Origin of the sequence: Tunturiibacter gelidiferens, assembly GCF_014201335.1 — a bacterium.
Classification (GTDB): domain Bacteria; phylum Acidobacteriota; class Terriglobia; order Terriglobales; family Acidobacteriaceae; genus Edaphobacter; species Edaphobacter lichenicola_E.
Window position 1 is genome coordinate 1 of the sequence record NZ_JACHEB010000015.1, and the last position, 23,742, is coordinate 23,742.

Below are 23,742 nucleotides of genomic sequence, written 5' to 3' on the forward strand. Positions count from 1 at the left end.
ATCGCCGGTCTCCTTGTCTCCCGCGCTTCCAGCGCGTCGATAACTGGGAGCTTAACGCATCCCGCTGGAGACCGGCCTTCTCATCCCATCTGTTATCGTCGCCAGCTGACCATTGTAGATATAAGCCGACTTCACGGGATTAATCCGGAGTCCGTCACCGAGGTGATCTCGAGCGATCCGCTAGTCAGGATGGCGCTCGCGATAATGTGAAAGAGATGATCGGCCAGCGGCGCGAACGAGGGTTGGTCGACTGCCCAGCCGAGAGCCGCCATCAGGGCGAACAGATCGTCCCCATTAATATCGGCGCGCGCCGTTCCCTTAGCCTGAGCACGGAGCAGTAATCGCGCGCTCGCTGAGTGGATCGCTGCGCATGAAGCATAAAGAGCGGAGTCGGGGTTCGTGTGGGCAGCCGCTATCAGGACGACAACTCCCCTGTAGCTCTGGGCGAAACCCACCCATTCGCGAAACCAGGACACGAGTGCTTCGTCAGGTGAATTCGCCGTTTCGAGTTCGTCTGCCTTCTGCGTCAGTGCGTCCAGATTCGTACAAAGCAACGCTTCGAACAAGGCTTCCCGCGTCGGGAAGTGACGAAGCAGCGTGGCTAACCCGAACCCAGCCCGGCGGGCGATATCGCGCATAGACGCATCGACACCGTTCTCGGTGACGACGTCGCGCGCGCCACTGCAAGTAAGTGGCTGTAATTCTTTCTAGCATCAGCTCGCATGGGCTCCCTTGACAAATGGATCAGTGATCCACATCATGAAATATCGATTTGGGCCGGTGATCCAGATCATATCTGAATGATACAGCGCACTGGACCCATTCAGAGCGGAAGCACCACCCACGTCACAAGGAGACTGCACATGAGCATTATCAGCATCATCGTCACAGGAAGCATGACCGCGGCGATCGGCGGTCTTGCCGCCAGGGCCGGACACACCGTCGAGGTCATGAGACGCGACGCCGCAAAGGCGCGGGCGCCGGCCGAGCAGGTCGGAGCTGGCGCGACGACAGGAACGTTCGGCGCCGCCCCGGCCGGGGACATTGTCATCCTGGCGGTTCCTTACTCCGCCGTTCTCGACGTGGTGAAGCAATACGGCGAAGAGTTGGCAGGCAAGATCCTTGTCGACATCACCAACCCCGTCGCCCCCGACTACATGAGCTTCGTTACCCTGGCGACAGTTCCGGCGCGCAGAGGAGATCGCCAAGGCCGCACCTGCCGATGCGGATGTTGTCAAGGCCCATAACGTGAGTGAGCGTCTCGACACGCTGGCGGACGAACATCCAACCGTCTCAGAAGCCCTCATGACTATTTCGGGAAACGTTCGTCACACCGCCACGTTGCTGCAGGTATTGGTTATGACAAAAATGGGGCCGCTCTCCGAACCGGGTCCAGCAAATGCGTGATTGGCCTCCCGCGTGTTGCTCTCATTTGAGAGCGCCTGCTCGGCCTTGAGTCCGTGGGGTGTCCCCGATACGGGGCTTCTCCGCGTTATCCTGTTCGGGTAGTTCATCATGTAAAACCACATTCAGCAGTGTCTTGTGCAGGCGGATGCGCCCGTTGTATTCAATCAGGCCGAGCTTGCGAAAGCGATTCATGAAGAAGCTGACACGCGACCGGGTAGTACCGATCATCTCCGCCAACGTTTCCTGGGTGATCGGCGGAATCAGCGGTTCCGGCTCGCCTAGCATGCCAAGCTCTGCCATTAACAGGAGAATTCTCGCTAGACGCTTTTCACTCGAGTTGAAAAGCTGATCGATAAGATCGGCCTGGGTCCTCATACTGCGGGCGAGCAGAAACTTCAGGAATAGGTCAGAGAATGCATGTTCCTTGTGCATGACACGGACCATCTCCCCCACTCAATCTTCAGCGCCATGCATGGGGTAATGGCGGTGGCAGTGGCCATACGCACTCCACCTACGCTCGCGAGCGATTCCTCTCCAACGAAATCGCCGACAGAGAGAAGCGCGATGGTGGCCTCTTTACCGCTCTTTGAAACAACAGTAAGTTTGGCGCGACCTTTCTGAAGATAGAAAATGGAGTCGGCAGGAGTACCCTGTGAAAAGAAGTCCTGCTTGGGCCTAAATTGAACGATTCTTCGCCCCAATCCGGCTTTCTCCAGAAAATCGACGGCGTCAGAGGCGGTGCTCTTCAGATCAACCATTTGGATGGTCCCGCCCCAGAAGGGTGTTTCTGGAAATCCAGTACACACATCCGATTTGAAGAAGAAAAGGAACCCCTCCAAAGGAATTATAAGCTCAGGTGGAATATAGGCCGATTTCGATACTGTCAAGCGTATTCCGTTTCAGGAACCCATATTCGCGTTCCAAAGCGTCGCACCAACAGGAAGCAAAGATCTGTGCTGTTCTGCTCACGCTTCATGTCTCTAATTCGCTTCGAGCGCTCGTAAAGAATCTAAGTTGGCGAGAACAGGGCAATGCGCTCATCGAGCCGTGGGAACGGAGATGGGTCCTGATAATGCTCTAGGATCCATGAATATTTGAGTTCCGAGCGGCGGTCAATACAGACGCGGTCACGGCTGCAGCAGCCCACCCTGAAGGGAGTAAGGTGCGGTTTGCCCGTGATTCACGGCGTAGATCGCCAAAGACATAGGAATACGTACATTAGCGTCCACACTCGGCACAGACCCTAGTACGTACGCACTTCGAATGCGCGGCTGAGCTGTGGGGGGGCGGACCTGCCCCTATGATCTGTTCATCTGCAGCGCTCGCTTCAACGATGACCCACTACCTCTTCCCCATGAATGGGACTTATATTTTCGCGAAAGTAAAGAAGATGAGTGCTGTCGCGATTGCCAACTAATACACAACAGTCGAATGAGGTTATCAATGATCATCAGCGTTGCGCGTGGATCGTATCTGCCGTCCGAGCCGATTCCGGAGTTGACAAGTTGCTGACCTGCTCTTTACTCATGATTCGGTAATTGCTGTAGTGAATCGTCAATTCGGCGGTTCCAAGCCGGATCTCGGTGATGCTGTGGTTGCGTTCAGGAAGCCAGAACCCGTCGACTTTCATGTACACCTGTTCAATTTCGCTATCCTTCGTCCAGAAGGAGGGTTCTTTGCGGGCTCTGTTTCCACCCGGGCTACCGCAAAGTCTCCTGCATCCACCCAGATTCGGCCTTGGTAAAGAAACTTATCCTTCGTTTTGGGCCTCTTCTACGATCTCGTTCCGCGTATCGAACGGAATCAATTGCAGTTCTGTCGTGAATCGCGTGGAGCACTGACGACAGACCAGGTGCATGGCATCCTCCTCCGATTACAGAAGACTACATCCTTGCTTGAAGAGATCGCCCGTGCCGTCCATTCCAGGTAACAATACGATTTGGATTCGCTCGATGGGCACTCATATGATGTTAGCGGATGCCCTCATTCCCCTATTCATGAAAAACGCGGTTATAGGCAACTTCGTGACGAACTTGCCGAAGTGCCTAGTTCAAGGAACCTGACGGGCTGCTAGGTGTTCAGCTTAGGCCTAGGCATAACCGCATGAGTTCATTTGGGAGGCTCCACCGCTGATGATGAAGTTACAGCTTCTGGGGCATTCAACTTTACAGTTGGTTGATCATTGCGGTTTATTGAGTGTTCAGGAACGGCTGGCTGCGGGGCCAAGCAAGCCGTTTCGGCGATCGGGTTCGCTTCGCAGGTGTTATTTCTTCTCGGCCGTCTTTTCTGTCTGGGCCAGGAAGTCGATGAGGTATTGCTTCCATACGATGGCCTGGGTGTGGGTTCCGTGACCGCGGGTGGCGTCGGAGATAGGGATGAGGATGAACTTTGCGCTCGGCATCCTGGTGACCATCTTTTCGGCGATGCCGAGTTCAGGTGGGTTGATGAAGTCGTCGGCGGAGTTAATCCAGAGGACGGGCGCGGTGATAGTCGCTAGCTTTGGCGCGGGGTTGTAGTTGCGCGAGGCGTTGACGTAGTAGAGGAAGTTGTTAGCGTCGGTGCGGGCGATGTCGGCGGCGATGGCGCGGTCGATGAAGGCCTCGGCCTGGACGCGGGTGGGGAAGTTTTTCTGGAGTTGTAGGGGAGCGCCGCCCGCGATGATGATGAGGTCGTTGGCGCCGCGAAGGCCTTCGGCGGGCTCGGTGGTGTATTCTCCGTTGTTCCATGCTGGATCGTGTTTGATCGACTCCATGGCCATGTAACGCCACATGCGGTTGCGGCCGGCGAGTTCGACGGGGAGGCATGCGAAGGGTGCGAGAGCGTCGGAGAACTGGGGGAAGGTTTCGCCCCAGACAAAGGACTGCATGCAGCCCATAGAGGTGCCGAGGATGAGGCGGAGGTGGTCGACGTGGAGGCCGTCGGTGAGCATGGTGTGCTGGGAGGCGACCATGTCGTCGTAGTCGTACTGGGGGAAGTGCATGTGGAGGCCGTCGGATGGCTTGGAGGATTCGCCGTGGCCGATGTCGTCGGGGAGGATGATGAAGAATTTTGTGATATCGAAGGGCTGGCCGGGACCGAAGAGGACGTCGGAGAAGACTGGGTTGAGGAGTGAGTGGGCGTCGCCGCCGGTGCCGTGGAGGAGAAGGATGCCATTATCGGTATGCCCGGCGGCGTCGCGGTGCGGCTGGCCTAGGGTGAGGTAGTGAAGCTTCAACTCGGGGAGGGTTTCGCCGGTGCCGAAGCGGAAGTTCTTAATGACGTAAGTGCCGTCCTGACTGGGCCACTTGGTGGGAGTGGGTTGAGAGTGGGCGGCGATGGTCGAGAGCGCGACGAGAAGAATAGGACAGATAACGTTGCGGGTCAGGCGGGCTAATGAGATCGGCGTCAAGGGCGGCTCCCGAAAGGTGATATATGTGATATCTCAAAATATACCTTCCGGCGGTTTTGGTGGAGCAAAACGACAGGCTCATTCCGCGCTATCGAGCTCGACTCGCCGCAACATTCAAATGAATGGAAAGCGGGGCTTTCGGAAACTACGATATTGAACTTTCCGATAACCCGACTTTTCAGGCCCTACAGGATGACGTCGGGATCGCCGTTATTCGGTAGCGATTCACCGCTTCCTGGATGCCGTCTTGTGATTTTCGTCATACAATCCTCCCAATTGCCGCGGCCTTTGCGGCGCGGTGGAAGAATTTAAGCTCGGCGGCCCGTACTACGGCAATGGAGAATTCCTTCAGATCTCCTTCAGAATTCCTTTCGATCGTCATGTGACAGATCTTCTCGTCTTATGCTTCCGGCTCCAGGTTGAGTCACCCGCAAATTATGGACAGCGCACGTTACAACTTTGGTGAATTCCAGTTAGATGTGGGGGCCTTTGAGCTTCAGCGCTCTGGCGAGCGAGTGCCGCTGGAACGGATTCCGATGGAGTTGCTGATTCTGCTAGTTGGTCGGAAAAGGGAACTTGTTACCCGAGAGGAGATAGCCGAAAAGTTGTGGGAAAGCGAGATCTTCATTGACACCAATACGGCGATCAACGTCGCCGTGCGTAAAGTTCGGCAGGCGCTGGATGATACCGTTGAGAGCCCTGGCTATATCTTGACGATTCCGGCCAAGGGGTATCGTTTTATAGGTTCAATCTCTAGCAGCTTGCCACAGTCGCCGGACGTAACTCCCACCAGCCAAAGTTCTCTTGAAGTATCCGCTGACGGCATTGGGCCGGCTCCGATCTCAATCAAAGCTTCGGATCAGCTCGTAGCCACTGCGACTCAACCAGCGAAAGCCCGCTCCGAACAGATGCCCGACGTCATTCGAAGTTTACACCTCAGCGGGCGGTGGCTAATTTGGATCTTCGTTTTGGGAATCGTCGGCCTTGCGCGCTGGTGGCTGTTTTGCGGACTAGAAGTCACAGTAAGGCCAATAAAGTGATGTTCGTTGTTCTTCCCTTTGAGAACCTCACGGGCGATCCGAACCAGGAGTACATTGCCGATGGCATGACCGAAGAGATGATTACACAGCTGGGCGGACTCGACCCTGAGCACCTCGGCGTAATCGCCCGCACCTCAACCATGAGATTTAAAAGAACGCAGAAGAGCGCCGCGGAGATCGCCCGCGAACTAGGCGTGGGTTATCTATTGGAGGGCAGTGTTCGCCACGTCGGAGATCGAATGCGAATCACGGCGCAGTTGATTTAGGCCAGCGACCAGACCCACCTCTGGGCGTCCGACTACGACAGCGACTTGAGCAACCTGCTTCAGCTGGAAAGTGATATTGCCGCAGCCGTTGCCAGCCAGGTCCAGGTAAAAGTAATGGCCAAAGAGCGAACAAGGTACACCCATTTGGTCAAGCCCGAGGCTCAAGCCGCCTGTCTCCGTGGTCTGGAAGACTGGAATCTGCGCAACGGCAGTTCCATGGTGGATGCCATCTCTGAATTCAACCAAGCCATTGCAACAGACCACAGTTATGCGTTGCCCTTCTCGGCGAGGCTCTAATCAAGTCTGGACTACGCTTAGAGAAAGGGGCATAATGTCGTGGTCAAAAAGGCAGGCGCGATGACCCCGTTCAAAATCCGTGTCCTTGAGGTGGTGGACGATCTGAATCAATTCTTCGCAGAGGATATTGAACAATTAGGGATGCTGATCGCTGCCAAAGGCTCATTCGCAGGCGCGACCTTGAGGTTTTCAGGACGATAGGCAAAAACGGGGCGACAGCCGACTATCGTGTACTGCTGATGCCCAGCGTGGTTTCGTTTGACGCGGGTGTTGGATCCAGGCGCAGCTGACTTCCAATCTGGCCGTTGGTGGAATTGCCGGACGGGAACATAGGGCTCGGTTCGCAACATTCACGGCGCCAGAGAAAATTGAACATGGAGGGAAAGTGCCATGGAATATATGGTTAAGCGCATTTCGACAGGTGGGATTGCTGAGGCCGTCTCGAAGGCTGAACTCTATCGCTCGCTCAACGAACCGGAAGAGGCAGAGTCGATCTGTCGCGATATCTTGACCATCGAACCGCAGCATCAGCCTGCATTGCGTTTACTTGGTCTCGCCCTTACAGATCAGTTCACCGGTCGTGGGTCTGATCGTTACCGGGAAACCGAAGAGATCTTCCGGCAACTCAAGGATCCGTACGAGCGCCTCTACTACACTGGGATTCTGCACGAGCGGCGCGCAAAAGCCCAGCTCAACGCTGGACAACTACCTCGCTCATTGGTGGCGCTCTTCGACCATGCTCTGCACCATTTTACAGAAGCTGAGAAAATCCGCCCGGCAGGGAACGACGATGCGATCCTTCGCTGGAATCGTTGCGTGCGGCTGCTTCAAAATCCAGCCTATGAATGGGGAGAATTGGAACAGGAATTGGTTCCCTTTGATGTCCAGGACGCCCGTCCGAGATAGCAAATCTCTCCGGTAGTGAAAGAAACAAGTTTTAGTTAGAGGATGCGGAACAACCGCTTCAGGGGATCGAAGTAACGGTCCACCACGCGCTCTTTGAGCGGGATAATCGCGTTCTCTGTAATCGTGATCGACTCGGGGCAGACCTGCCGGCAACACGTCGTGATGTTGCAGTAACCGATGTTGTGCTTGTGCCTCAAATCGCTGACCCGGTCTTCTGTGTCAAGCGGATGCATTTCGAGTGCCGCAGCATAGACGAGCAGACGCGGACCGATAAATTCGTCGTGCTTGTTGTGTTCCCGGAGAACGTGGCATACGTCCTGGCAGAGAAAACACTCGATGCACTTGCGAAACTCCTGCACTCGCTCGACGTCGGCCTGCTGAATGCGCCATGTTCCATCGGCTGCGTCGGGTGGCCGGGGCTTGAATTGCTTGATCGTCTTCTTGGCCTGGAAATTCCACGAAACATCCGTGACCAGATCGCGTATGACCGGAAACGCGTGCATTGGCTCCACGATGACCGGAATACTCAAGTCGATGGCACTTAGCCGGGTCATGCACATGAGGCTGGGCATGCCGTTGATTTCGGCGGAGCACGATCCACACTTGCCGGCTTTGCAGTTCCATCTCACCGCCAAGTCGGGTGCTTGCTGCGCCTGGATGCGGTGCACTGCGTCCAGAACAACCATGCCCTCCTCCACGGATGTTGTGTAATCCTGGAATGCGCCGCCTGTGGAGTTTCCGCGCCAGATGCGAAATGTCGCTGGTGTGGCCATCTATTTCGTCTCCTGCTACTTCATCTCTTCAATCACCTTCTTTAACTCATTCGGTATCGGCGTAAGTACGCGCTTCTCGACTTGCATCTCACCGTCTGCGCTTCGACTGATGACGATGTTGTACTTTCCCCACTCCGAGTCCTTGTTGGGGAAGTCTTCGCGGAACTGCGCGCCGCGACTTTCTTTTCGCAGCAGCGCGGCACGGGTAATGGCTTCGGACACGATCATCATGTTTCCGATATCGATCGCCGTGTGCCAGCCGTTGTTGTACTCCCGATTGCCTGCTATGCCTGTTCGCTCTGCTCGCGCGCGTAATTGCCCGATCGCGTCGAGCGCCTGTTGCATTTCATTCTCGACTCGCACGATCCCGACTAGGTCCTGCATGGTTTCCTGCAGATCGTATTGAATCTGGTATGGGTTCTCGCCGGCAGGGCCACGGTCAAAGGGAGCGAGGGCCGCCGTTGCGGTGGTCTGAATCTCCTCCTCGTCGATCGTTACTGGGCCGTTGGCATTGGCGAATTCTGCGGCAAAGCGCCCCGCACGCCTTCCGAATACAACGAGATCAGACAGGGAATTCCCGCCCAGCCGATTCGCGCCATGCAATCCTGCTGCCGCCTCCCCCGCGGCGAAAAGTCCTGGCACATTGGACATCTGCGAATCGCCATCGACGCGAATTCCGCCCATCATGTAGTGAGTCGTTGGACCGACTTCCATCGGCTCCTTCGTGATGTCAAGATCGGCAAGCTGCTTGAATTGGTGATACATGCTGGGGAGCTTGCGTTTGATATGCTCCTCCGATTTCGGCATGCGCTCCTTGATCCAGGAAATATCGAGGAAGACACCGCCGTGCGGCGAACCTCGACCTGCCTTGACTTCGCGATTGATGCACCGCGCAACATGATCCCTGGTGAGCAGCTCAGGCGGACGGCGCGCATTCTTATCGCCTTGCGTATACCGCCAGCCTTCTTCTTCAGAGTGCGCAGTCTGCTCCTTATAGAGGTCAGGGATGTCGTCGAACATGAATCGGCGGCCTTCGCTGTTGCGCAAGATGCCGCCTTCGCCGCGGACACCTTCGGTTACGAGAATGCCGCTCACGCTGATCGGCCAGACCATGCCGGTGGGGTGAAACTGAACGAATTCCATGTCCTGGAGTTCGGCGCCGGCGCGATACGCCAACGCAAGGCCGTCGCCTGTATACTCCCAACTGTTGCTGGTCACCTTGAAGGCACGCCCGATTCCGCCGGTGGCCAGTACCACTGCCTTCGCCTCCCACAACTGGAAGCGGCCCCTCTCGCGGTCGTATCCGCAAGCTCCTGCAATGCGATTTCCGTCGAGCAGCAGGCTGAGTACCGTGCACTCCATGTGGACTTCCATCCCAGCATGGATGCCGTGGTCCTGGAGTGTGCGTATCATCTCCAACCCGGTGCGGTCGCCGACGTGGGCCAGCCTGGGGTATCGGTGTCCGCCGAAGTTTCGTTGAAGAATCTTGCCGTCCGTTGTGCGATCGAAAAGCGCGCCCCATGCTTCGAGTTCGCGGACGCATTCCGGAGCTTCTTTAGCGTGGAGCTCGGCCATACGCCAGTTGTTCAGGTACTGACCGCCACGCATCGTATCGGCGAAATGAACCCGCCAGTTATCGCGATCGTCGACATTGGCCAGCGCTGCCGCGATGCCTCCTTCGGCCATTACGGTATGCGCTTTGCCGAGTAGCGATTTGCAGACCACGCCCACCTTCGCACCCGCGGCTCCAGCTTCGATGGCGGCGCGCAGGCCTGCTCCGCCAGCTCCAATCACGAGTACGTCGTAGGAGCACCGCTGGAATTCCGGCATCTAGAGAATTCTCCAGTCATGCCAGATGCCCATCGAACAGAGACGGACGTAAATATCGGAAAAAGCAACCCAAAGAAGGCTCGCCCATGCCCACTTCTTATGCCCCGAGTTCAATCGACTCCCGAAGTTGTAGATCTTGTGCCGAACGGGGTGATCCGAGATCTGGTCAAATGTTCCGCCGATCAGGTGTCGGAATGCATGACACCCGAATACGTATCCGGCCAGGAGCACGACATTCACGACCAAAACGAGGCTCCCAACCCCGATCCCAAATCCCTCAGGAAAAAAGAAAGACCTCAGCGCGTCGTAGACCAGAAAGCCCCAGACAATGTACGAGAGCCTCAGAAAGTAGCGATGAAAATTCTGCATAATGAGCGGAAAGGTTCTTTCCCCCAAATAACTCTTCCTGGGCTCACTCACCGCACATGCCGGAGGATCGGCCCAGAACGATTTGTAATACGCGCCGCGGTAGTAGTAGCAAGTCACACGGAACAAGCCTGGAATCCAGAGAATGAACAGCGCCGGAGAAAAGGGCAGAAAGTTCGGATACCATCCCGGTTTCGGGCCAAACAAGGCGTGTGGCGAGCTGCCGAAAAGCTCGGGTGAGTAAAACGGTGAGATATACGGACCGTAGGTGTAATGACTGTTCTGGAACGCCGCCCAGTTGGCATAGACGAGAAACGCGCCGAAACCCAAGAGGACTGCCGTCGGAGAAAGCCACCAGGCGTCGCGCCGCGATGTTTGGCCGAACTTGCCGTCTTTCCAGACTATGTCGGGAGTTGGCACAAGTCCCTCCACGGCGGAGGGGCATTCGCAGACTGCGCCCTTCCCGTCCAATGGCATCGGATTGTATAGCAAGAACTCGATCGTCAGCTACCTGCCATGTGAGTCAGGCGGAATCCGGACCGACCAGTCATGCGGAAGTCATCCCGGTTCAGCCCTCCAGCTACCTAATTCCTCCCGGTCGACGGGCAAACCGCACCTTACCCGTTGACCGTTCGGGCGCAGGTTCAATTCAGTCAACACATGCGCATTTAGCGGAAGTCGCTCCACCATACTGGGCGCCCGTAACTCACCGCCCATCGGGTGAATTGCTGATCAGAATGGAATCTACTCTTCAGGTGGATCGATGCACGCTGACCTTGTTCATACTAGGTCACCGTCGCCTGCGTATGGCAACGATGCTCCCTCAAAAATCCAGCTCGCAGATCCACTATCTCAAGTGGCACTCACGCCTGTCGCGAATCAGAACCGATACCCCGGCTTAAGTTCACAACCATACACTGTGGTCTTCTCTTTTGCCGTATCAGTTCGGACAGTGCATGTGGCCCAGCTCAAATTGAGCGCCGGCCCCAGCGGGAATACCATCGGAGAGCCGTCGATCTCAGCCTCAAGGCTCACGCCCTCCTGAGTGGGGGGCAGCGTAAAGTTCAGAGTTCGGCCAAAGATCACCGGGTACAACTGCCGGACATTGGAGTCGATTGCCGAGTGATAGACCTCAGCCTCCATCAGGAAGGTCGCCGTGTGCGACCAGTCCAGGGCCGAAACAGTGATGTTGCGTCCGCCATGAATAAAACCGCTTGAATCGATCCGCGTAAACGGACACGGCCCCGCGATGCAGGAGGCTCTTACATTGCTGAACGTACTGTCCGCTCCCGCATCCAGCGATTCCGAAGCAGAAGCGGCCTTCCATTTCCCATCCGGTGAACACGGAGCCTGATGATTGCAGGGCACGTTTCCCGTATTCAAAACCTGAAAGGTCTTGACTGCGCTGCCCACATTTGTTTCGGTCCGGGAATTGAGCGTATATCTCACCCGGATATTGGTCACCACCGCCTCCGGATGGCTGGGTCCAGCCATGGTCTTAGGAGGGATCGGAATCATTGCCGCGACATAAAGCGCATTCTTAATCTCCAACCTTCCTGTCTGCACAGTCATATCAAGTGGTTCGTAGGACGGATGCCGGAAGCTGACCATAATCGGCTTCCCGGACAACACTCCTTTTTGCAGGACCAGGTTGAAATAGCCCGAGGCTTCAGATCGGGTCGTGGCGCTCGCCACGCTATCCGATGCTGTGATCACAACATTTGCTATTGGCACCTGCTTCTTCGTGTCGGCATCGTGCTGGATCACTGCTCCTTCAATCGGCATTGATTGCCGCACGTTGATCGATCTCAACCGGTTCGTGCGCAGGAACAACCCAAGCACCACGGCTGCCGCCACTGCGATGATCGTCCAGACAACTTTCTTTGCCGTCATTCAGCACCGATAAATACTTGGACGCACAACCTGGAGAACGTGCTGCCCGGGGGGCTGCACTTACAGGCGCATTTGTGCATCTATTATTCAATACATGTGTCGCCAGAATTGGTTTCCCGGACGAATGCGGATGGCTTGAATGAGCGCAGATAAAAGTGCAGATGACATCGAGAATCTAACTTCCCGGCGCCGGCTGCTGCGCCAGATGGCTGGTGTCTCATTGGCTCTGCCATTCGCTCAATGGAAACCGCTTCCTGTTTGGGCGCAGGCGTCCGTGCAACGAACTGACAGACGGGGTAAGGAACCAGCACGTCTCCCTCCTCCAACCGCCCTTTCGCCTGAGGATGATAAGTTTCTGGACGACCTTGAACGCAGCAGCTTCCTCTTCTTCTGGGAGCAAGCCAATCCGCAGACCGGATTAATCAAAGATCGCTGCAACGTCCACATAAACGACACCGGTGTCGTCGCAAGCGTCGCGTCCACCGGCTTCGGACTGACCGCAATCTGCATCGCAGAAAAACGCGGCTACATCTCTCACCAGGACGCGCGCCTTCGCATCATCGCGACACTCGTATTTCTTTGGAGGAAGCTGCCGACGCACCGCGGATTCTTCTATCACTTCGCCAACATCAATACCGGCGAAAGAATCTGGGACTCCGAAGTCTCTTCTGTCGACACGGCATTATTGCTCTGCGGCATCCTCACCTGCCGCGAGCACTTTCAGGATCGCGACATGATCGAACTGGCAGAGGCAATCTTCGACCGGGTGGACTGGACCTGGCTCTCAGAAGACACCACCCTGCTCTCCATGGGCTGGACACCTGAGATGGGCTTCCTGCCGTACAAGTGGGACTACTACAGCGAATTGATGATGATCTATCTGCTAGGAATGGGTTCTTCCTCTCACCCATTGCGGCCCGAGGCGTGGTTGGCTTGGAAACGAACCACCTTCGAATATGGCGGCCTGCGCTACATCGGCTCCTTCGCCCCGCTCTTCGTGCACCAGTACTCCCAGGCTTGGTTCGACTTTCGGCACAAGCGCGACAAGTACGCGGATTATTTTCAGAACTCGACCACCGCCACCGAAGTTCACCGGCGCTTCTGCATCGAATTGGGCAAAAGCTTTCCCGACTACAGCGACGACCTCTGGGGCATCACCGCCTCCGACTCCGACAAAGGCTACGTAATCTGGGGCGGCCCACCGGCCATGGGTCCAATCGATGGAACCGTAGTTCCCGCGGCCCCCGGAGGCTCGCTTCCATTTCTGCCCGAGGCCACCATCCGTGTCCTCAAAAACATCAGAACCCATTACCCTCAGGCCTGGAGCCGCTACGGCTTCGTGGATGCCTTCAATCCATTGAAGAAATGGTATGACACCGACATCGTCGGAATCGACACTGGCATTACCATGCTCATGGCTGAAAACGCGCGATCCGCCTTCGTCTGGGAGACATTCATGAAGAACCCCGAGGCGCAACGCGGAATGACCAATGCAGGCTTCAAAAGCTATAACCCCGCCTAAATGGATTACGTTCACATGAACATTTCCCGGTCAGAATTAGTTCGATACGTCGTAGGAAGTTACGGTCACTCCCGAGTGACGGCAATCCGGCATGTAGAGGTTGGCGCTTGGATAACTTCCTGTCTGCCGACCAACCGGGAGTAAAGTGGCGAGAGGAGCGTTTTCCGTTACCTATCGCCGATGTATATCCATCGCACTTTGATCGGCACAGTCATTTTTAGTTCTCCGATTTGATTCGTCGTAGGACGGTGAGCGGGATGGAGCGATCAGGACGAGCGGGAACCTTCCACCTGAGTTCATCGCCTGTCATTTCATAGGGGCGTACCTGCGTCGTGTCGTCCTAGTTGGGAAAGGAAGCTCGATCGATATGGAAGCTGATGGTGCCCATAGCAGGATCGACGGGATAACGGCCAAAGTGGACGCTCATCCCGAGTGAAGCATCCTTGTACTCTTCGGCAGTTCCTTTCAGTTTGTCTCCAGTGGAAAACTTCAAGCGGTCCGCGCGATAGATCTCAACCGCATAATGGCCGTCGGCGGTGAAGATGATAAGCCCGTGCGGGTTGGCCGCGAAGTCGGAGACGCGTGTCCCATCGGGAAGGATCTTGTCCGCTCCGGCGAGGGCCCATGTCCCGACGATCGATGGCGTTTGCGCGTGCGCGAAAAGAGAGGCCAATAGAAGCATGACGAGAAACAACAAGCGTCTGATCATGCGGCCAATCTATCAACGCAATACCCGGCGTACAATTTGATTGTTCTCAACACACAGGTGAGGAAAGCTTATGTTTGATCTTCCCTCCGGCAAGCTGACCACCGATGGAATTGCCAACGTTGCGACGAGCCTTGGCCTTGGTCTGCAATCGCAGTACTGCTCCAAGCGCCCCCGTGAGAAGCGATGCCATGCGATCCGTGGCAACGCCACTCGAGTTCGAATGACGATCTAGTGTGACGGACAGGCGTCCCAGCGCAGGAAGATTGTGGAGCGACCTTGAGGATACGAGACTTTCAGGAAGGTTGAGCGCGGTGCGTGACGTGATGCCGAGGCCACCAAGCAGTGCAGCCCAAAGACCGTCAAGGCTGGGACTGTTGGCGGCGATACGGTAAGGTATGTTCGCGCCTTCGAGATGCTGTATCGCACGCCTGCGGAAGATGCACTGCGGGCCAAGAGCGGCGAGCGGTAAGGGTTGACCTGGCGATGGCGTGAAGCTGGAGGAAGCAATCCAGACGACATCGAGTTCCCCAACCGTCCGCGCCGCGGCACGTTCTTCGTGACCAATGACAACGGCGAGGTCAATCTGCGACCTTTCAATCGCCTCGGCCAAAGCCGCGTTACCCTCAATACGGAGTTCGACCTGCATTTGCGGGTAGAGCGATGCGAAGTGGGAAAGAACAGAAGGCAGGATCGAGGCGAAGTCCACCGTACAGCCGACGCGAATATGCCCCGCGACGTTAGCACCTGCATGGTCTCAACGAATTCATCATTGAGTGCCAGAATGCGGCGGGCGTAGCTGAGGGCAACTTCCCCGGCTTCCGTCATGCGAGGCCGCGTCCACGTTTGCGAAACAGAGGCGTGCCGAGTTCATCCTGCAGCCGCTTCATCTGCAGACTGATCGCTGAAGGCGTACGGCCAAGGCGCTCCGCAGCCTGCGCCAGGCCACCCAGATCGTGGGCAACGGAGAAGGTGCGAAGGGTATCCAGGTCGACATTCGTGAGCGTTGGCATGAAATAGGTACAGTGTAGATGAACAGAACTAGGCCATCCCCTCGTCTGTTCCTATCAACTCCAACCTTCTTTGCAAGAGCGCCCGCAGAGGCCAGTGATCTCCGCCTTCGGAAGCTAGCCCATGCGGGCATCTGTGGTTTTGCGACGATCGCGAACCATAGCAGGAGCGATTCGCAGTTCCGGCTGACAGTTCCTCCCGGCTGACGGGCAATCCGGAAACTGTGTCAATTGGTGAGAACAGGGAGCCGAGCCTGTACAAGGCCAGATTCGAAGCTCGCGAAATCGCCAACCGTGGCCCGTTCAAAAGCGAAAGCGATGGACAAGGATTCGAAGTCACTTCATCAGTACCGTCAGCGGAGCGGCTCCTGTGGACGGCGTCGAGTTGATCAGGAAGCGCTTGCCGTCGCGGGAGACGGCATATTGGAATAGTACGGTACGTGCTGCGCTAATTCGCGTCTGGAAAAGGACGTGGGGTACGCCCGCCACCGGCTCGCCATGCGACATGTCCATCGCTACCGCCATCAGCTTTTTGTCGTTGGTCATATAAAAAAGTTCTTTTCCATCCGCACTCCAGCGCGCTTGTGCGCCGCCATGATTGGATATTTGGATGCGCCTGCCTGGGCCAGGGAAACGGCCTACATACACTTCAGCATCCTCTCCCGAGATCGCCTTTTGTCCGGAGAAGGCGATCCATTTCCCATCGGGAGAAAACTGTGCTTCCGTACCCGGTGCGTAGGCTGTCTGCGAATGGTTACTGAGGTCAAGAATGTCCAGCTCCGACGCACCGTTCTGAATATTCATGAAGACGAGAAAACGCCCACCCGCCGACCAGTCGTTGGGAATCAGAAAATCGGATGCTGCGAGTCGCTCCAGTTTGCCCGAACCATCGGTAGCCGCAACGTCGATGTACTGAGAAGTCCTTCCATCATTTCCTGCATATGCCACCCTTTTGCCGTCAGGCGAGAGAACCGGAAATACTTCTGTCCCTCCATCTGAGACGCGGGTGCTTGTACCCCTGGCGATATCGTAAATATGGATGTAGTGCTTGCCGTTGTGATCATCGTCAGACGAGATTGCGAGCAGAGAATCATTGCGGGAGAGAGCAGGATCGCGATAGCCGGTTCTGGGTAGTTCTTCCAGTCCTTTTCCGGAACGGTCAAACCAGGAGAGCCTGGAAACGCTTTCGGTTGCCGACTGGAAGACCACCACACCGTCGTCCGAGATGGAGAATCCCGCGTGGGCAAAGACCGGTGCAACTTCCAGTTCCTGTCGCGAGACAGCTTGCGGCGGACCCGTAGTCTGCAGCCGTTTGACATCGAACGGCTGCGCCATGAGGCTGCGGTCACGGACGTAGTAGAGACGGGAGGACGCGAACTGAGTGTTACCGACGATCTCGGAAGAGATCAATTTGGGTTCCTGCGAACTAAGAGAACCGACATAGATTCCCTGATTCCGTCGGGAGTTAGAGCTCCCGATAATGAAATATAGAAAGTGGTCTCCATCAGGAAGAGCGGACGGCCAAAATATAGAGGCGTTCGACTCGCTACCCTTGATGACCAGCTGCGGTTCACCACCCGAGGCTGATACCTTCGAAATTCCGGAGATGGAGCCGCTGGACGTAGATCCAGCGAAGATAATGGCGCCCCGATTGTTCCATGCCCCGCCTGCCCCACCGGGTGCGTCGCATAGGATCTGGACGGCGCCGCTGCTCGGATCAACGCTCTTCAGTTTGGACGCCTGGAAGAAGCCGACCTGACGACTATCTGGTGACCAGAAGGGGTACAACGCACCTTCCGTTCCAGTCAATTGCTGCGCAGCCCCAGCAGCCAGGGAACGGATCCACAAAGTGGTTCCACCATCCTGTGCGGCAGCCACGAACGCGAGTCGCCGGCCGTCGGGCGAGATAGCGAAATTGTAGGGGACGAACGAGGTAGAGAGCGGCGGAAGTAAGGAAAGGTGAAGATGCCGAGTCTCCACCGACTGTATGCTGCGCCAATAGGCGACTCCGAGCCAGGTCAACAGGGCGATACATAGAGCCGCCACCGCCCACGCAAGTCTTTCCCCCAATTTTCCCCGATGACGCGGCGTGGATTCAGGCGCTCTTGTGAGGCCCACTCCTGCGGAGATCCACTTCAGCTCTCTCGATAAATCTCGCGCGCTTTGCCAGCGCTCCTCAGGGTCTTTCATCAGACAACTAAGGACCACATGTTCGAGCGCAACCGGAGTGAGAGGCTGCAAGCTGGCCATGGGCGGCGGGTCTTTTTCCAGAATGGCAGCCACAATGCTGAGTCTTGATTCGCCGTTAAAAGCTCGCCTGCCCGATATCATCTCGTACAGCACGCAGCCAAAGCTGAAGATGTCACTTCGGAAATCTGCTGGTCGGCCCTGAATCGACTCCGGAGCCATATAGAGGAGCGTTCCCACGATTGTGCCGTGCTCAGTGGAGGGGGCGTAGGGCAAGGTCAGAGCGGACGCGCCCATCTTCGGCGGATCCTGTGAGGGGATCGGGGCTGGAGTGACGCCACCTAACGTTGAGGTGAAAGGCTTGGCCAGGCCGAAGTCCATCAGCTTTGCGCCAGATTTGGTGAGCATGATGTTGCCAGGCTTCAAATCACGATGGATGATGCCCTCGCGGTGAGCTTTGTCGAGAGCATCGGCGATCTCCACGCCTATCTTCAGGGACAGCGGCAAGGGGAGAGGACCAGCACTCAATCGAACAGCGAGGGTTTCACCCTCCAAATATTCCATGACGATGAAATCGGTCCCATCCTGAGAGCCGATGTCGTACAGGCAGCAAATATTGGGATGTGTGAGCAAAGAGACGGCTCGCGCTTCGCGCTCGAAGCGTAGTTTCAGATCAGGATCGGAAGAAAGGAGAGTTGAAAGAACTTTGACGGCGACGTCCCGTCCAAGGCGCGTGTCCCGTGCGCGATAGACCTCACCCATTCCACCAGCACCGACCGGTGCGAGGATTTCGTACGGACCGAGTCTGGTGCCGGAAGTCAAGGCCATAATCTGCGAATGTGGATTATATTCTCAGGTCCAGATGAGATGCGAAGGCCTTTTGGTGTTGCTGCGTGTCCCGGTGAAACGTATTCTGGCTTTCTTGCTCATAGCGAGTGGCCTCCAATGTGACTATGTCACTCGGTTGAGGCTGGACCATGTGGAGAGGGTGTCTTGCGCTCAGGTTGATCGGTCGTGGCCGACGACGACCAACTCACGAGAAAGACTAGCCATCGACCAGTTTGCTTTCGCAACTCCCATCTGTGGCTTCCCGCAGCCTGCCTGGGAGCGGGGTCCCCGCAAGGGAAAACGTGGTTCTATAGTTCGCAGTGAGAGACACCTTTTCGTTTGATCCGCAAAGGTGACGGTCGGATATCTCGATCGAGTGAATCTGAGCAGTTCCCTCTACTAAGTGCGCGAGAACCGCCTCGCTGCCATACACCGACGGCCCGTCCGGAGGACGTAATTCGATAGCCAAGTATCTTGAGCTGTCCATTCGAATGCTCGACTTGCCGCGCCACTTGGGGCAGCATTCAGGCGGGATGATTATCGCGCAAGGCCAGCTCGCTTCAGTCGTCCCGATTGAACCGGCGAGTATGCCGGGCCGCAATGTTATTCAGTGGGATAAAGAGGATGTCAGCGACATGGGGCTCATAAAGGTCGATTTGCTTGGCCTTGGCATGATGGCAGTCCTCAAGGACTGTACCAATCTCATTCCTCAGCATTTACGGCAAGAAGGTTGACATTGCGCAGATACCGCACGATGACCGGAAGGTGTATGCCTCGCTTCGCAAGGCTGACACGATAGGTCCCTTTCCAAAAACTTCTGCCCTTGGCAACGCGGCTATGCCGCGACTTGGGAGCAGCGCACCTTTGCGCCCTTTGGGATGTGTCCCGATTGACCGGGCAAAAGGAGAAACACCATGCAGACCCAACAGACCATTACCTTCTTCGGAACCATCAGCAACTCAGCCACCAGCCGCACGTCCAAGACCGGCCGCAAATACACCGCCTTCGGAGTCGCCATCATCTGCGACAGCAACCTTCAGGCTTTTCACTACAACGTCGTCGCCTTCGGCAAGCAGGGCCACTTCGCCAAACAGCTCCAGACCGGTACCCGCATCAAGTTGGTCGTCCAGGCGCAATCTCAGCCAGACAATATCGCCACTCTCCCACTACTCACAGCAACCTTCGTGCGACCGGTTCGTCCGGTTGCACGGGGATAGTGCTAGGTGGACTTTGGCACGGGGGGAGGGGGCTCTCCCGCTAGGGCCTTGCGCACCAGCGACGCTATGAAGTCGGTGAAGGGAAGTATGTCTTCTCCGACACTCGCCCGTTCGAGAGCAGCCATGTAGGAGTTCCGCTCCCCAACGGGTATGACTGTCCATGGGTATCCGCCCGAAGCCAGCATCACGTTCATCAGGAAACGCCCAATGCGACCGTTTCCGTCCATGTAGGGATGAATGTAGACGAAGACGAAATGACCCAGCACGACGCGCACTGCCGGGTGAGTCTCTTCCCGAAGAAGATCAAAAAACGCTGGCATAGCGTCCCTCACGGCAGCGCGGTTGAGAGGAACGTGCATGGACTTACGAATGTAGACCTGGCTGCTCCTATACCCGGCAAGGTCAACGGGCTTCAAGATGCCGGATGCGACGCTCGGCGCGAAGAGTTCCCGATACCATGCTCCATGTTCGTCGTCCGCGACTTGGCCGGGGTTATCGCCTCGCAGAACCTGTCCAACGCCTTGCTGCACGGACTGGAATGCCAGCCAGTATCCACGCGCCGCCATCGCGTTCCGCTGCTCGCGGTCGCCTTCATTCGTCTCAGGGTTCCATGAGCCAGCGCGAACTCGCTCAATCAAGTCTGCCGTGACGCGGTAGCCTTCGATAGACAGCGAATGGTAAGCGTCAGTGACATAGGTCTCGTTAACCCGCTTCAAGTAGTCCGCGATATTGCGCGGGGTCCCCGGCGCTTTGGGGAATCGCTCGATAATCGGCTCCCGCATTTTCTGCCAAAGCAGTCGTATTCGGTTTACATACGGGGATGTTTCACGGGTACGGAGGACGAGGTTCGGCCTATCGCTGAATGGATCGTTTTCACGAACAGCGTAACTGGCAGCAGTCATCGTCTTCACAATGTCGTCCGCGATGCGATCGCGCCCGATGTTACGGAAAGCTCCGGCCAGACGCCCCGCAATGATGGTGTGTCCTCCCGCCAGCAGTCGGGCCAGTAGCCCGGAGGCATCACGGACCATCAGCAGGACAGCCCGCACGTCCGTCGAATTGTGGGTGAAGAAATTTGCCGAGCATTCGATGAGACCGGACTCTGGTGAAAAGACTTGTAGGCCGTCCACAACCTGCCGATCAGCAGCTGCCGGCAGGGCGGAGCGAAGATCCAGTAGGGAAGTGCCATGCGGGAGTTTGGTTACGGCATTGCGAGCTTTGGGTGCCCTCACCATCAGTTGGCGAGGTACAGTCCAGCTACCCGCGTGAAGCGACAGGGATTGTTCGGGCGAGAGACACCATTGCGTTCCGAAACGCTCTCTGAGGTAGACCGCGCAGAATTGCCAGTAGGAGGCATACCAAGCCGTGCTTTCACCCTTCGCCTCGTCTGGGCGGCTCGGGATGAGCCAGCCCTTCAAAACCTGCTGGAGAAAGCCCTGAGCGAGCAGCCGTTCTCTGTGCGTTCGGGATATGTCCCTCGCACGGATCGCTATGGCTCCGTCCGCCGTCTGGAGTTTGGCAAGAGCCTCCAGAGATTGTGCGAGTTTTTCTGACGGGGTGGCCATGTCGCTTCCTTAGCTTTTTCGGCTGTACGTAAATTATCTTTTCATGTTGTACGCTTTTTATCTTATTGTGTCGAGACTTGCAGTCTTCCGACCGCAACTCGTGATGCCTGGCCCACTCGTTCCTGTGCGTATTGATTGCACTGAGCTCCTACTGGGACGAGCTGGTTACAACGATACAAGTGTGGTCTTTCGACTCAAGGGTGCCAATGGTTTGCTAAAAACAGAGCCAGTCTGGTCCAGCTTTTCTCCAGAGCCGTCTACCGGGTATGGTTGGATTCTAGGCAATGCAAATGACAGGCAGGTAGGCGCGATAGTCGACCAACCACGCGAGGTTCCAAAGCCAACTGCATAGGAGAAAATGTCAATGCTCAATGTCCTTTTGCTTGGTGCTATACACCAGTATCAGCACGCCTCTGAACGCGATGCGAAGTGCTTCTCACCAGATCAAGTGAAAACTCTGGGAGAGCAGCGCGGATTGTTTGGTGCATGGGTGCGAGTTTGCGTTAGCGACTCCCAGCCAGAATTGATCTTTGATGAAATGAACCTACCTGAGAGTGCGGTATCCGAGCGGTTTATGGACACTGAGGTTCCTTGGGTCTACATGGATATCCCTGAAGACGTTAGGGCACGCTATATTCCCGCGCGTTCGGCGGGAGAACCTTGGCTTTATCGAATTGATGAACCGCGTGAGCGTCATTGGCAGTTGGTGATTGAAAGCATTACGAGTGCATGTGATCTCACGCGCATTATCGCTATCTGCGGAGCAGCTCATCTCGAATCGTTTAGCAGCAAGCTGAGGGCGGCGGGCCACACAGTAGAGGTACTAAGCGTGCGCGATATGCCTTGGAATGACGAAACATGGTGCCCTCAATCGAATACGATACCAAGCGCCAGCGCGTGAACGTTTCGTAATACTTGGAGAGAACGGAATATGTGCGGACGGTATGTGAGGAAGGCTGACAGGAAGAGAATCGCGGAGTGGTTCGAAGCAGAACCTAACCCGTCCGATCTGCCGATGTCGGACGCAGATTACATTGTTCCTCCACAGCAACCAACACATCATCAGGCAGAGCAAGAACACCGGCGCACGCGACTAATCTTGGCTCGGTGGGGATTGGTTCCGTTCTGTGCAAAGTCCGACAAGATTTGAAGGGGATTTCCACCATCAATGCGCGAGCGCAGACCGAGCGCAGTTGACGCGCGAAGCTTTCATCTCTGGATTGAAAAGTCGAGTTGATAAAGAGATTTATCGAAGCTGTCGCGCTGGAGGCGCGATAAAGGTGCAAGGGAGGAACTTTTGATGGGGCCGATCCTGACATTCGACAAATCGTTTCTGCAGATGCTGTCGCCAGATGAAGTCGACGAGCTCGACCTCCAATTCGAGATCTTTGTGACACCGGTCCTTGTGTCAGAAATCCTCGCGGACCTAGCTCACCCAGAGCCTAAGCCTGGGCGCATACCGGAGGAGATGGTAAAGGCGCTCGCGCGGAAGATGGTGAGCAACCATGGAGTTATGCAGGCGCACTGGCGCATGCTCGCTCTTGGGGAACTGAGCCAAGCGATCCAATTCCCGATGGCTGGATCTGTTGTTGTGGACCCTACGGCTCCGAATGTGATGGCCCGCAGGGACGGTCGCGGCATCATCTACGACTCCCGGCAAGATCGGGAGATGTGGGGTGCTTGGGCGGCAGGTAATTTCAGCGAGACGGATAAGTACCTGGCTGCTAGTTGGCGCAATCAATCAGCCGAGATCAACCTTGGAGAGATCAGCGAGTCGTGGACGGAGTTCTGCGCGAGATATCTGCCCGAAGTGAAGAACACCGCTGACGTGATCTCAGGGATTAACGATGTCATAAGCAGACCATCAGAGCAGGGCAACCTTCTGAACATGGTTTACCACTTCACCGAGGCGCCCACCGCGATCCGCGAATTGGGTAGGACGTTGGCGATCGCAGGCTTGTTGCCGAGAATCAAGCCTTGGGCGCCATTCTCGGTTTCAGTGACCCGGCTTTGCATGGCGCTTTGTTGCTGCACCGCACTCAAGTTCGTCACACAGCGGCCTACCAACGTGTTCGATCTTCAGTATCTGTTCTACGCACCCTTCGGGATGGTCTTTGTTTCTCATGACAAGCTGCAGCGGGACCTATGGCCAGCCACGACAACACAAGCATCGTTCGTCTGGGGAGACGAGCTCAAGGCCGATCTGAAGTGTCATGTGCTTGCACGAAAGGAGACGATGGCGGCGAGAGAGGCCGGAGAGAGGGTCGGCTACTACACAGATAGATTCACGTCAGAAGATTCAGTCATCGCGCGGCTGCACGAGAAACACCTTATTTCGCCCAGAGGCAGCGGTTCGTCGAGTGGGCCAACAGGCGAATTCGAGGATCTTCCTGCGGATGTTAAGCGAGGCCTTCTTGAGGCGATGGAGTTAATCGACGAACAAGACGCAGCGCGCGGTGGTCCGCCGAAATTCCACGGTTAGGTTCCCAAGCCGGAAGTGGCAGGCAGCGCTTTCGCGCGAACGTGCGTAGCCCTTGATTC

26 protein-coding genes and 1 pseudogene are annotated in these 23,742 nt (G+C 56.3%); 13 read left to right on the top strand and 14 right to left on the bottom strand.

Translation table 11 applies throughout. From position 1 onward, the window contains the following. Window positions 1-131: 131 nt before the first annotated feature. Both HDF14_RS23740 and HDF14_RS27760 read right to left on the bottom strand, forming a co-directional pair. Window positions 132-566, bottom strand: a complete 435-nt coding sequence (locus HDF14_RS23740; RefSeq protein ID WP_406707266.1) for a hypothetical protein — start codon at window positions 564-566, stop codon at window positions 132-134. Continuing rightward, window positions 564-668 (bottom strand): annotated as a pseudogene (locus tag HDF14_RS27760) (TetR family transcriptional regulator); the annotation flags it as partial. The gene HDF14_RS23740 and the pseudogene HDF14_RS27760, both read right to left, overlap by 3 nt. A 195-nt stretch (window positions 669-863) precedes the next feature. Here HDF14_RS27760 and HDF14_RS23745 point away from each other — a divergent pair. Together HDF14_RS23745 and HDF14_RS26190 are read left to right on the top strand one after the other, a co-directional pair. Next, a complete protein-coding gene (locus tag HDF14_RS23745) occupies window positions 864-1,247 on the top strand; it encodes an NADPH-dependent F420 reductase (RefSeq protein ID WP_221304859.1) in 384 nt (127 codons plus the stop codon). A gap of 1 nt (window position 1,248) precedes the next feature. Further along, on the top strand, window positions 1,249-1,407 hold the full coding sequence (locus HDF14_RS26190; RefSeq protein ID WP_221304860.1) for a hypothetical protein: 159 nt from the start codon (window positions 1,249-1,251) through the stop codon (window positions 1,405-1,407). Between the two features lie 21 nt (window positions 1,408-1,428). On the opposite strand, the gene HDF14_RS26955 is transcribed toward HDF14_RS26190, so the two are convergent. From HDF14_RS26955 to HDF14_RS23755, 3 genes are all read right to left on the bottom strand, one after another. Continuing rightward, a complete protein-coding gene (locus tag HDF14_RS26955; RefSeq protein ID WP_260698541.1) occupies window positions 1,429-1,839 on the bottom strand; it encodes a Crp/Fnr family transcriptional regulator in 411 nt (136 codons plus the stop codon). Continuing rightward, window positions 1,803-2,165: a Crp/Fnr family transcriptional regulator gene (locus HDF14_RS26960; protein ID WP_260698542.1), complete on the bottom strand. Its 363-nt coding sequence runs from the start codon at window positions 2,163-2,165 to the stop codon at window positions 1,803-1,805. Before HDF14_RS26960 ends, HDF14_RS26955 begins: the two co-directional genes overlap by 37 nt. A gap of 1,505 nt (window positions 2,166-3,670) precedes the next feature. Further along, a complete protein-coding gene (locus HDF14_RS23755; RefSeq protein ID WP_260698543.1) occupies window positions 3,671-4,795 on the bottom strand; it encodes an alpha/beta fold hydrolase in 1,125 nt (374 codons plus the stop codon). A gap of 419 nt (window positions 4,796-5,214) precedes the next feature. On the opposite strand from HDF14_RS23755, the gene HDF14_RS23760 reads away from it, so the two are divergent. The 5 genes from HDF14_RS23760 (at window position 5,215) to HDF14_RS23780 (ending at window position 7,304) form a co-directional block, all read left to right on the top strand. Next, window positions 5,215-5,835, top strand: a complete 621-nt coding sequence (locus tag HDF14_RS23760; protein WP_183981253.1) for a winged helix-turn-helix domain-containing protein — start codon at window positions 5,215-5,217, stop codon at window positions 5,833-5,835. Then, complete coding sequence (locus HDF14_RS23765) at window positions 5,835-6,101, top strand: hypothetical protein (protein ID WP_183981254.1); 267 nt, start codon at window positions 5,835-5,837, stop codon at window positions 6,099-6,101. Before HDF14_RS23760 ends, HDF14_RS23765 begins: the two co-directional genes overlap by 1 nt. 45 nt (window positions 6,102-6,146) lie before the next feature. Then, window positions 6,147-6,398, top strand: a complete 252-nt coding sequence (locus tag HDF14_RS23770; protein WP_183981255.1) for a hypothetical protein — start codon at window positions 6,147-6,149, stop codon at window positions 6,396-6,398. 39 nt (window positions 6,399-6,437) lie between these two features. After that, complete coding sequence (locus HDF14_RS23775; protein ID WP_183981256.1) at window positions 6,438-6,599, top strand: hypothetical protein; 162 nt, start codon at window positions 6,438-6,440, stop codon at window positions 6,597-6,599. 189 nt (window positions 6,600-6,788) lie between these two features. Beyond that, window positions 6,789-7,304, top strand: a complete 516-nt coding sequence (locus tag HDF14_RS23780; protein ID WP_183981257.1) for a hypothetical protein — start codon at window positions 6,789-6,791, stop codon at window positions 7,302-7,304. Window positions 7,305-7,339: 35 nt separating this feature from the next. Here HDF14_RS23780 and HDF14_RS23785 read toward each other — a convergent pair whose 3' ends face one another. From HDF14_RS23785 to HDF14_RS23800, 4 genes are all read right to left on the bottom strand, one after another. Further along, a complete protein-coding gene (locus HDF14_RS23785) occupies window positions 7,340-8,077 on the bottom strand; it encodes a succinate dehydrogenase/fumarate reductase iron-sulfur subunit (RefSeq protein ID WP_183981258.1) in 738 nt (245 codons plus the stop codon). Window positions 8,078-8,092: 15 nt separating this feature from the next. Next, entirely contained in the window at window positions 8,093-9,907 is a 1,815-nt protein-coding gene (locus HDF14_RS23790) for a fumarate reductase/succinate dehydrogenase flavoprotein subunit (protein ID WP_183981259.1), read from the bottom strand. After that, window positions 9,908-10,693, bottom strand: coding sequence for a succinate dehydrogenase (locus tag HDF14_RS23795; RefSeq protein WP_183981260.1), 786 nt, complete (start codon window positions 10,691-10,693; stop codon window positions 9,908-9,910). It abuts the gene before it with no gap. Window positions 10,694-11,152: 459 nt separating this feature from the next. Next, window positions 11,153-12,166: a carboxypeptidase regulatory-like domain-containing protein gene (locus HDF14_RS23800; protein WP_183981261.1), complete on the bottom strand. Its 1,014-nt coding sequence runs from the start codon at window positions 12,164-12,166 to the stop codon at window positions 11,153-11,155. A 139-nt stretch (window positions 12,167-12,305) separates the two neighbouring features. Between HDF14_RS23800 and HDF14_RS23805 the strand changes: the two genes are divergently transcribed. Next, window positions 12,306-13,688 (top strand): glucoamylase family protein, encoded by a 1,383-nt coding sequence (locus HDF14_RS23805; RefSeq protein WP_183981262.1) that lies wholly within the window; start codon window positions 12,306-12,308, stop codon window positions 13,686-13,688. 340 nt (window positions 13,689-14,028) lie between these two features. Here the strand turns inward: HDF14_RS23805 and HDF14_RS23810 are convergent, their stop codons facing one another. The 4 genes from HDF14_RS23810 to HDF14_RS23820 form a co-directional block, all read right to left on the bottom strand. Then, on the bottom strand, window positions 14,029-14,397 hold the full coding sequence (locus HDF14_RS23810; RefSeq protein WP_260698544.1) for a lipocalin-like domain-containing protein: 369 nt from the start codon (window positions 14,395-14,397) through the stop codon (window positions 14,029-14,031). Between the two features lie 46 nt (window positions 14,398-14,443). Next, entirely contained in the window at window positions 14,444-15,103 is a 660-nt protein-coding gene (locus HDF14_RS23815; protein WP_313899678.1) for a LysR substrate-binding domain-containing protein, read from the bottom strand. Between the two features lie 115 nt (window positions 15,104-15,218). Then, a complete protein-coding gene (locus tag HDF14_RS26965) occupies window positions 15,219-15,407 on the bottom strand; it encodes a helix-turn-helix domain-containing protein (RefSeq protein ID WP_260698545.1) in 189 nt (62 codons plus the stop codon). Between the two features lie 333 nt (window positions 15,408-15,740). Then, window positions 15,741-18,419: a protein kinase domain-containing protein gene (locus tag HDF14_RS23820; protein ID WP_183981263.1), complete on the bottom strand. Its 2,679-nt coding sequence runs from the start codon at window positions 18,417-18,419 to the stop codon at window positions 15,741-15,743. A gap of 491 nt (window positions 18,420-18,910) precedes the next feature. On the opposite strand from HDF14_RS23820, the gene HDF14_RS23825 reads away from it, so the two are divergent. After that, complete coding sequence (locus HDF14_RS23825; protein ID WP_406707265.1) at window positions 18,911-19,153, top strand: hypothetical protein; 243 nt, start codon at window positions 18,911-18,913, stop codon at window positions 19,151-19,153. Between the two features lie 180 nt (window positions 19,154-19,333). After that, a complete protein-coding gene (locus tag HDF14_RS23830) occupies window positions 19,334-19,636 on the top strand; it encodes a single-stranded DNA-binding protein (protein WP_183981264.1) in 303 nt (100 codons plus the stop codon). A gap of 2 nt (window positions 19,637-19,638) precedes the next feature. Here HDF14_RS23830 and HDF14_RS23835 read toward each other — a convergent pair whose 3' ends face one another. Beyond that, entirely contained in the window at window positions 19,639-21,201 is a 1,563-nt protein-coding gene (locus HDF14_RS23835) for a Fic family protein (protein ID WP_183981265.1), read from the bottom strand. A 364-nt stretch (window positions 21,202-21,565) separates the two neighbouring features. Here HDF14_RS23835 and HDF14_RS23840 point away from each other — a divergent pair, with 364 nt between their 5' ends. The 3 genes from HDF14_RS23840 (at window position 21,566) to HDF14_RS23850 (ending at window position 23,683) form a co-directional block, all read left to right on the top strand. Beyond that, complete coding sequence (locus HDF14_RS23840; RefSeq protein ID WP_183981266.1) at window positions 21,566-22,102, top strand: hypothetical protein; 537 nt, start codon at window positions 21,566-21,568, stop codon at window positions 22,100-22,102. A 30-nt stretch (window positions 22,103-22,132) separates the two neighbouring features. Further along, a complete protein-coding gene (locus HDF14_RS27765) occupies window positions 22,133-22,351 on the top strand; it encodes an SOS response-associated peptidase family protein (protein ID WP_183981267.1) in 219 nt (72 codons plus the stop codon). A gap of 150 nt (window positions 22,352-22,501) precedes the next feature. Next, the gene (locus HDF14_RS23850) at window positions 22,502-23,683 is read left to right on the top strand and encodes a hypothetical protein (RefSeq protein ID WP_183981268.1); all 1,182 of its coding nucleotides are present in this window, start codon (window positions 22,502-22,504) and stop codon (window positions 23,681-23,683) included. Window positions 23,684-23,742 lie beyond the last annotated feature (59 nt).

Coding starts and splice junctions, on each gene's coding strand:
- HDF14_RS23745 (WP_221304859.1), top strand. CDS start 864: ATGAGCATTATCAGCATCATCGTCACAGGAAGCATGACCGCGGCGATC.
- HDF14_RS26955 (WP_260698541.1), bottom strand. CDS start 1,839: ATGCACAAGGAACATGCATTCTCTGACCTATTCCTGAAGTTTCTGCTC.
- HDF14_RS26960 (WP_260698542.1), bottom strand. CDS start 2,165: ATGGTTGATCTGAAGAGCACCGCCTCTGACGCCGTCGATTTTCTGGAG.
- HDF14_RS23765 (WP_183981254.1), top strand. CDS start 5,835: ATGTTCGTTGTTCTTCCCTTTGAGAACCTCACGGGCGATCCGAACCAG.
- HDF14_RS23780 (WP_183981257.1), top strand. CDS start 6,789: ATGGAATATATGGTTAAGCGCATTTCGACAGGTGGGATTGCTGAGGCC.
- HDF14_RS23785 (WP_183981258.1), bottom strand. CDS start 8,077: ATGGCCACACCAGCGACATTTCGCATCTGGCGCGGAAACTCCACAGGC.
- HDF14_RS23790 (WP_183981259.1), bottom strand. CDS start 9,907: ATGCCGGAATTCCAGCGGTGCTCCTACGACGTACTCGTGATTGGAGCT.
- HDF14_RS23800 (WP_183981261.1), bottom strand. CDS start 12,166: ATGACGGCAAAGAAAGTTGTCTGGACGATCATCGCAGTGGCGGCAGCC.
- HDF14_RS23805 (WP_183981262.1), top strand. CDS start 12,306: ATGAGCGCAGATAAAAGTGCAGATGACATCGAGAATCTAACTTCCCGG.
- HDF14_RS23810 (WP_260698544.1), bottom strand. CDS start 14,397: ATGATCAGACGCTTGTTGTTTCTCGTCATGCTTCTATTGGCCTCTCTT.
- HDF14_RS26965 (WP_260698545.1), bottom strand. CDS start 15,407: ATGCCAACGCTCACGAATGTCGACCTGGATACCCTTCGCACCTTCTCC.
- HDF14_RS23820 (WP_183981263.1), bottom strand. CDS start 18,419: ATGGCCTTGACTTCCGGCACCAGACTCGGTCCGTACGAAATCCTCGCA.
- HDF14_RS23825 (WP_406707265.1), top strand. CDS start 18,911: ATGCTCGACTTGCCGCGCCACTTGGGGCAGCATTCAGGCGGGATGATT.
- HDF14_RS23830 (WP_183981264.1), top strand. CDS start 19,334: ATGCAGACCCAACAGACCATTACCTTCTTCGGAACCATCAGCAACTCA.
- HDF14_RS23835 (WP_183981265.1), bottom strand. CDS start 21,201: ATGGCCACCCCGTCAGAAAAACTCGCACAATCTCTGGAGGCTCTTGCC.
- HDF14_RS23840 (WP_183981266.1), top strand. CDS start 21,566: ATGCTCAATGTCCTTTTGCTTGGTGCTATACACCAGTATCAGCACGCC.
- HDF14_RS27765 (WP_183981267.1), top strand. CDS start 22,133: ATGTGCGGACGGTATGTGAGGAAGGCTGACAGGAAGAGAATCGCGGAG.
- HDF14_RS23850 (WP_183981268.1), top strand. CDS start 22,502: ATGGGGCCGATCCTGACATTCGACAAATCGTTTCTGCAGATGCTGTCG.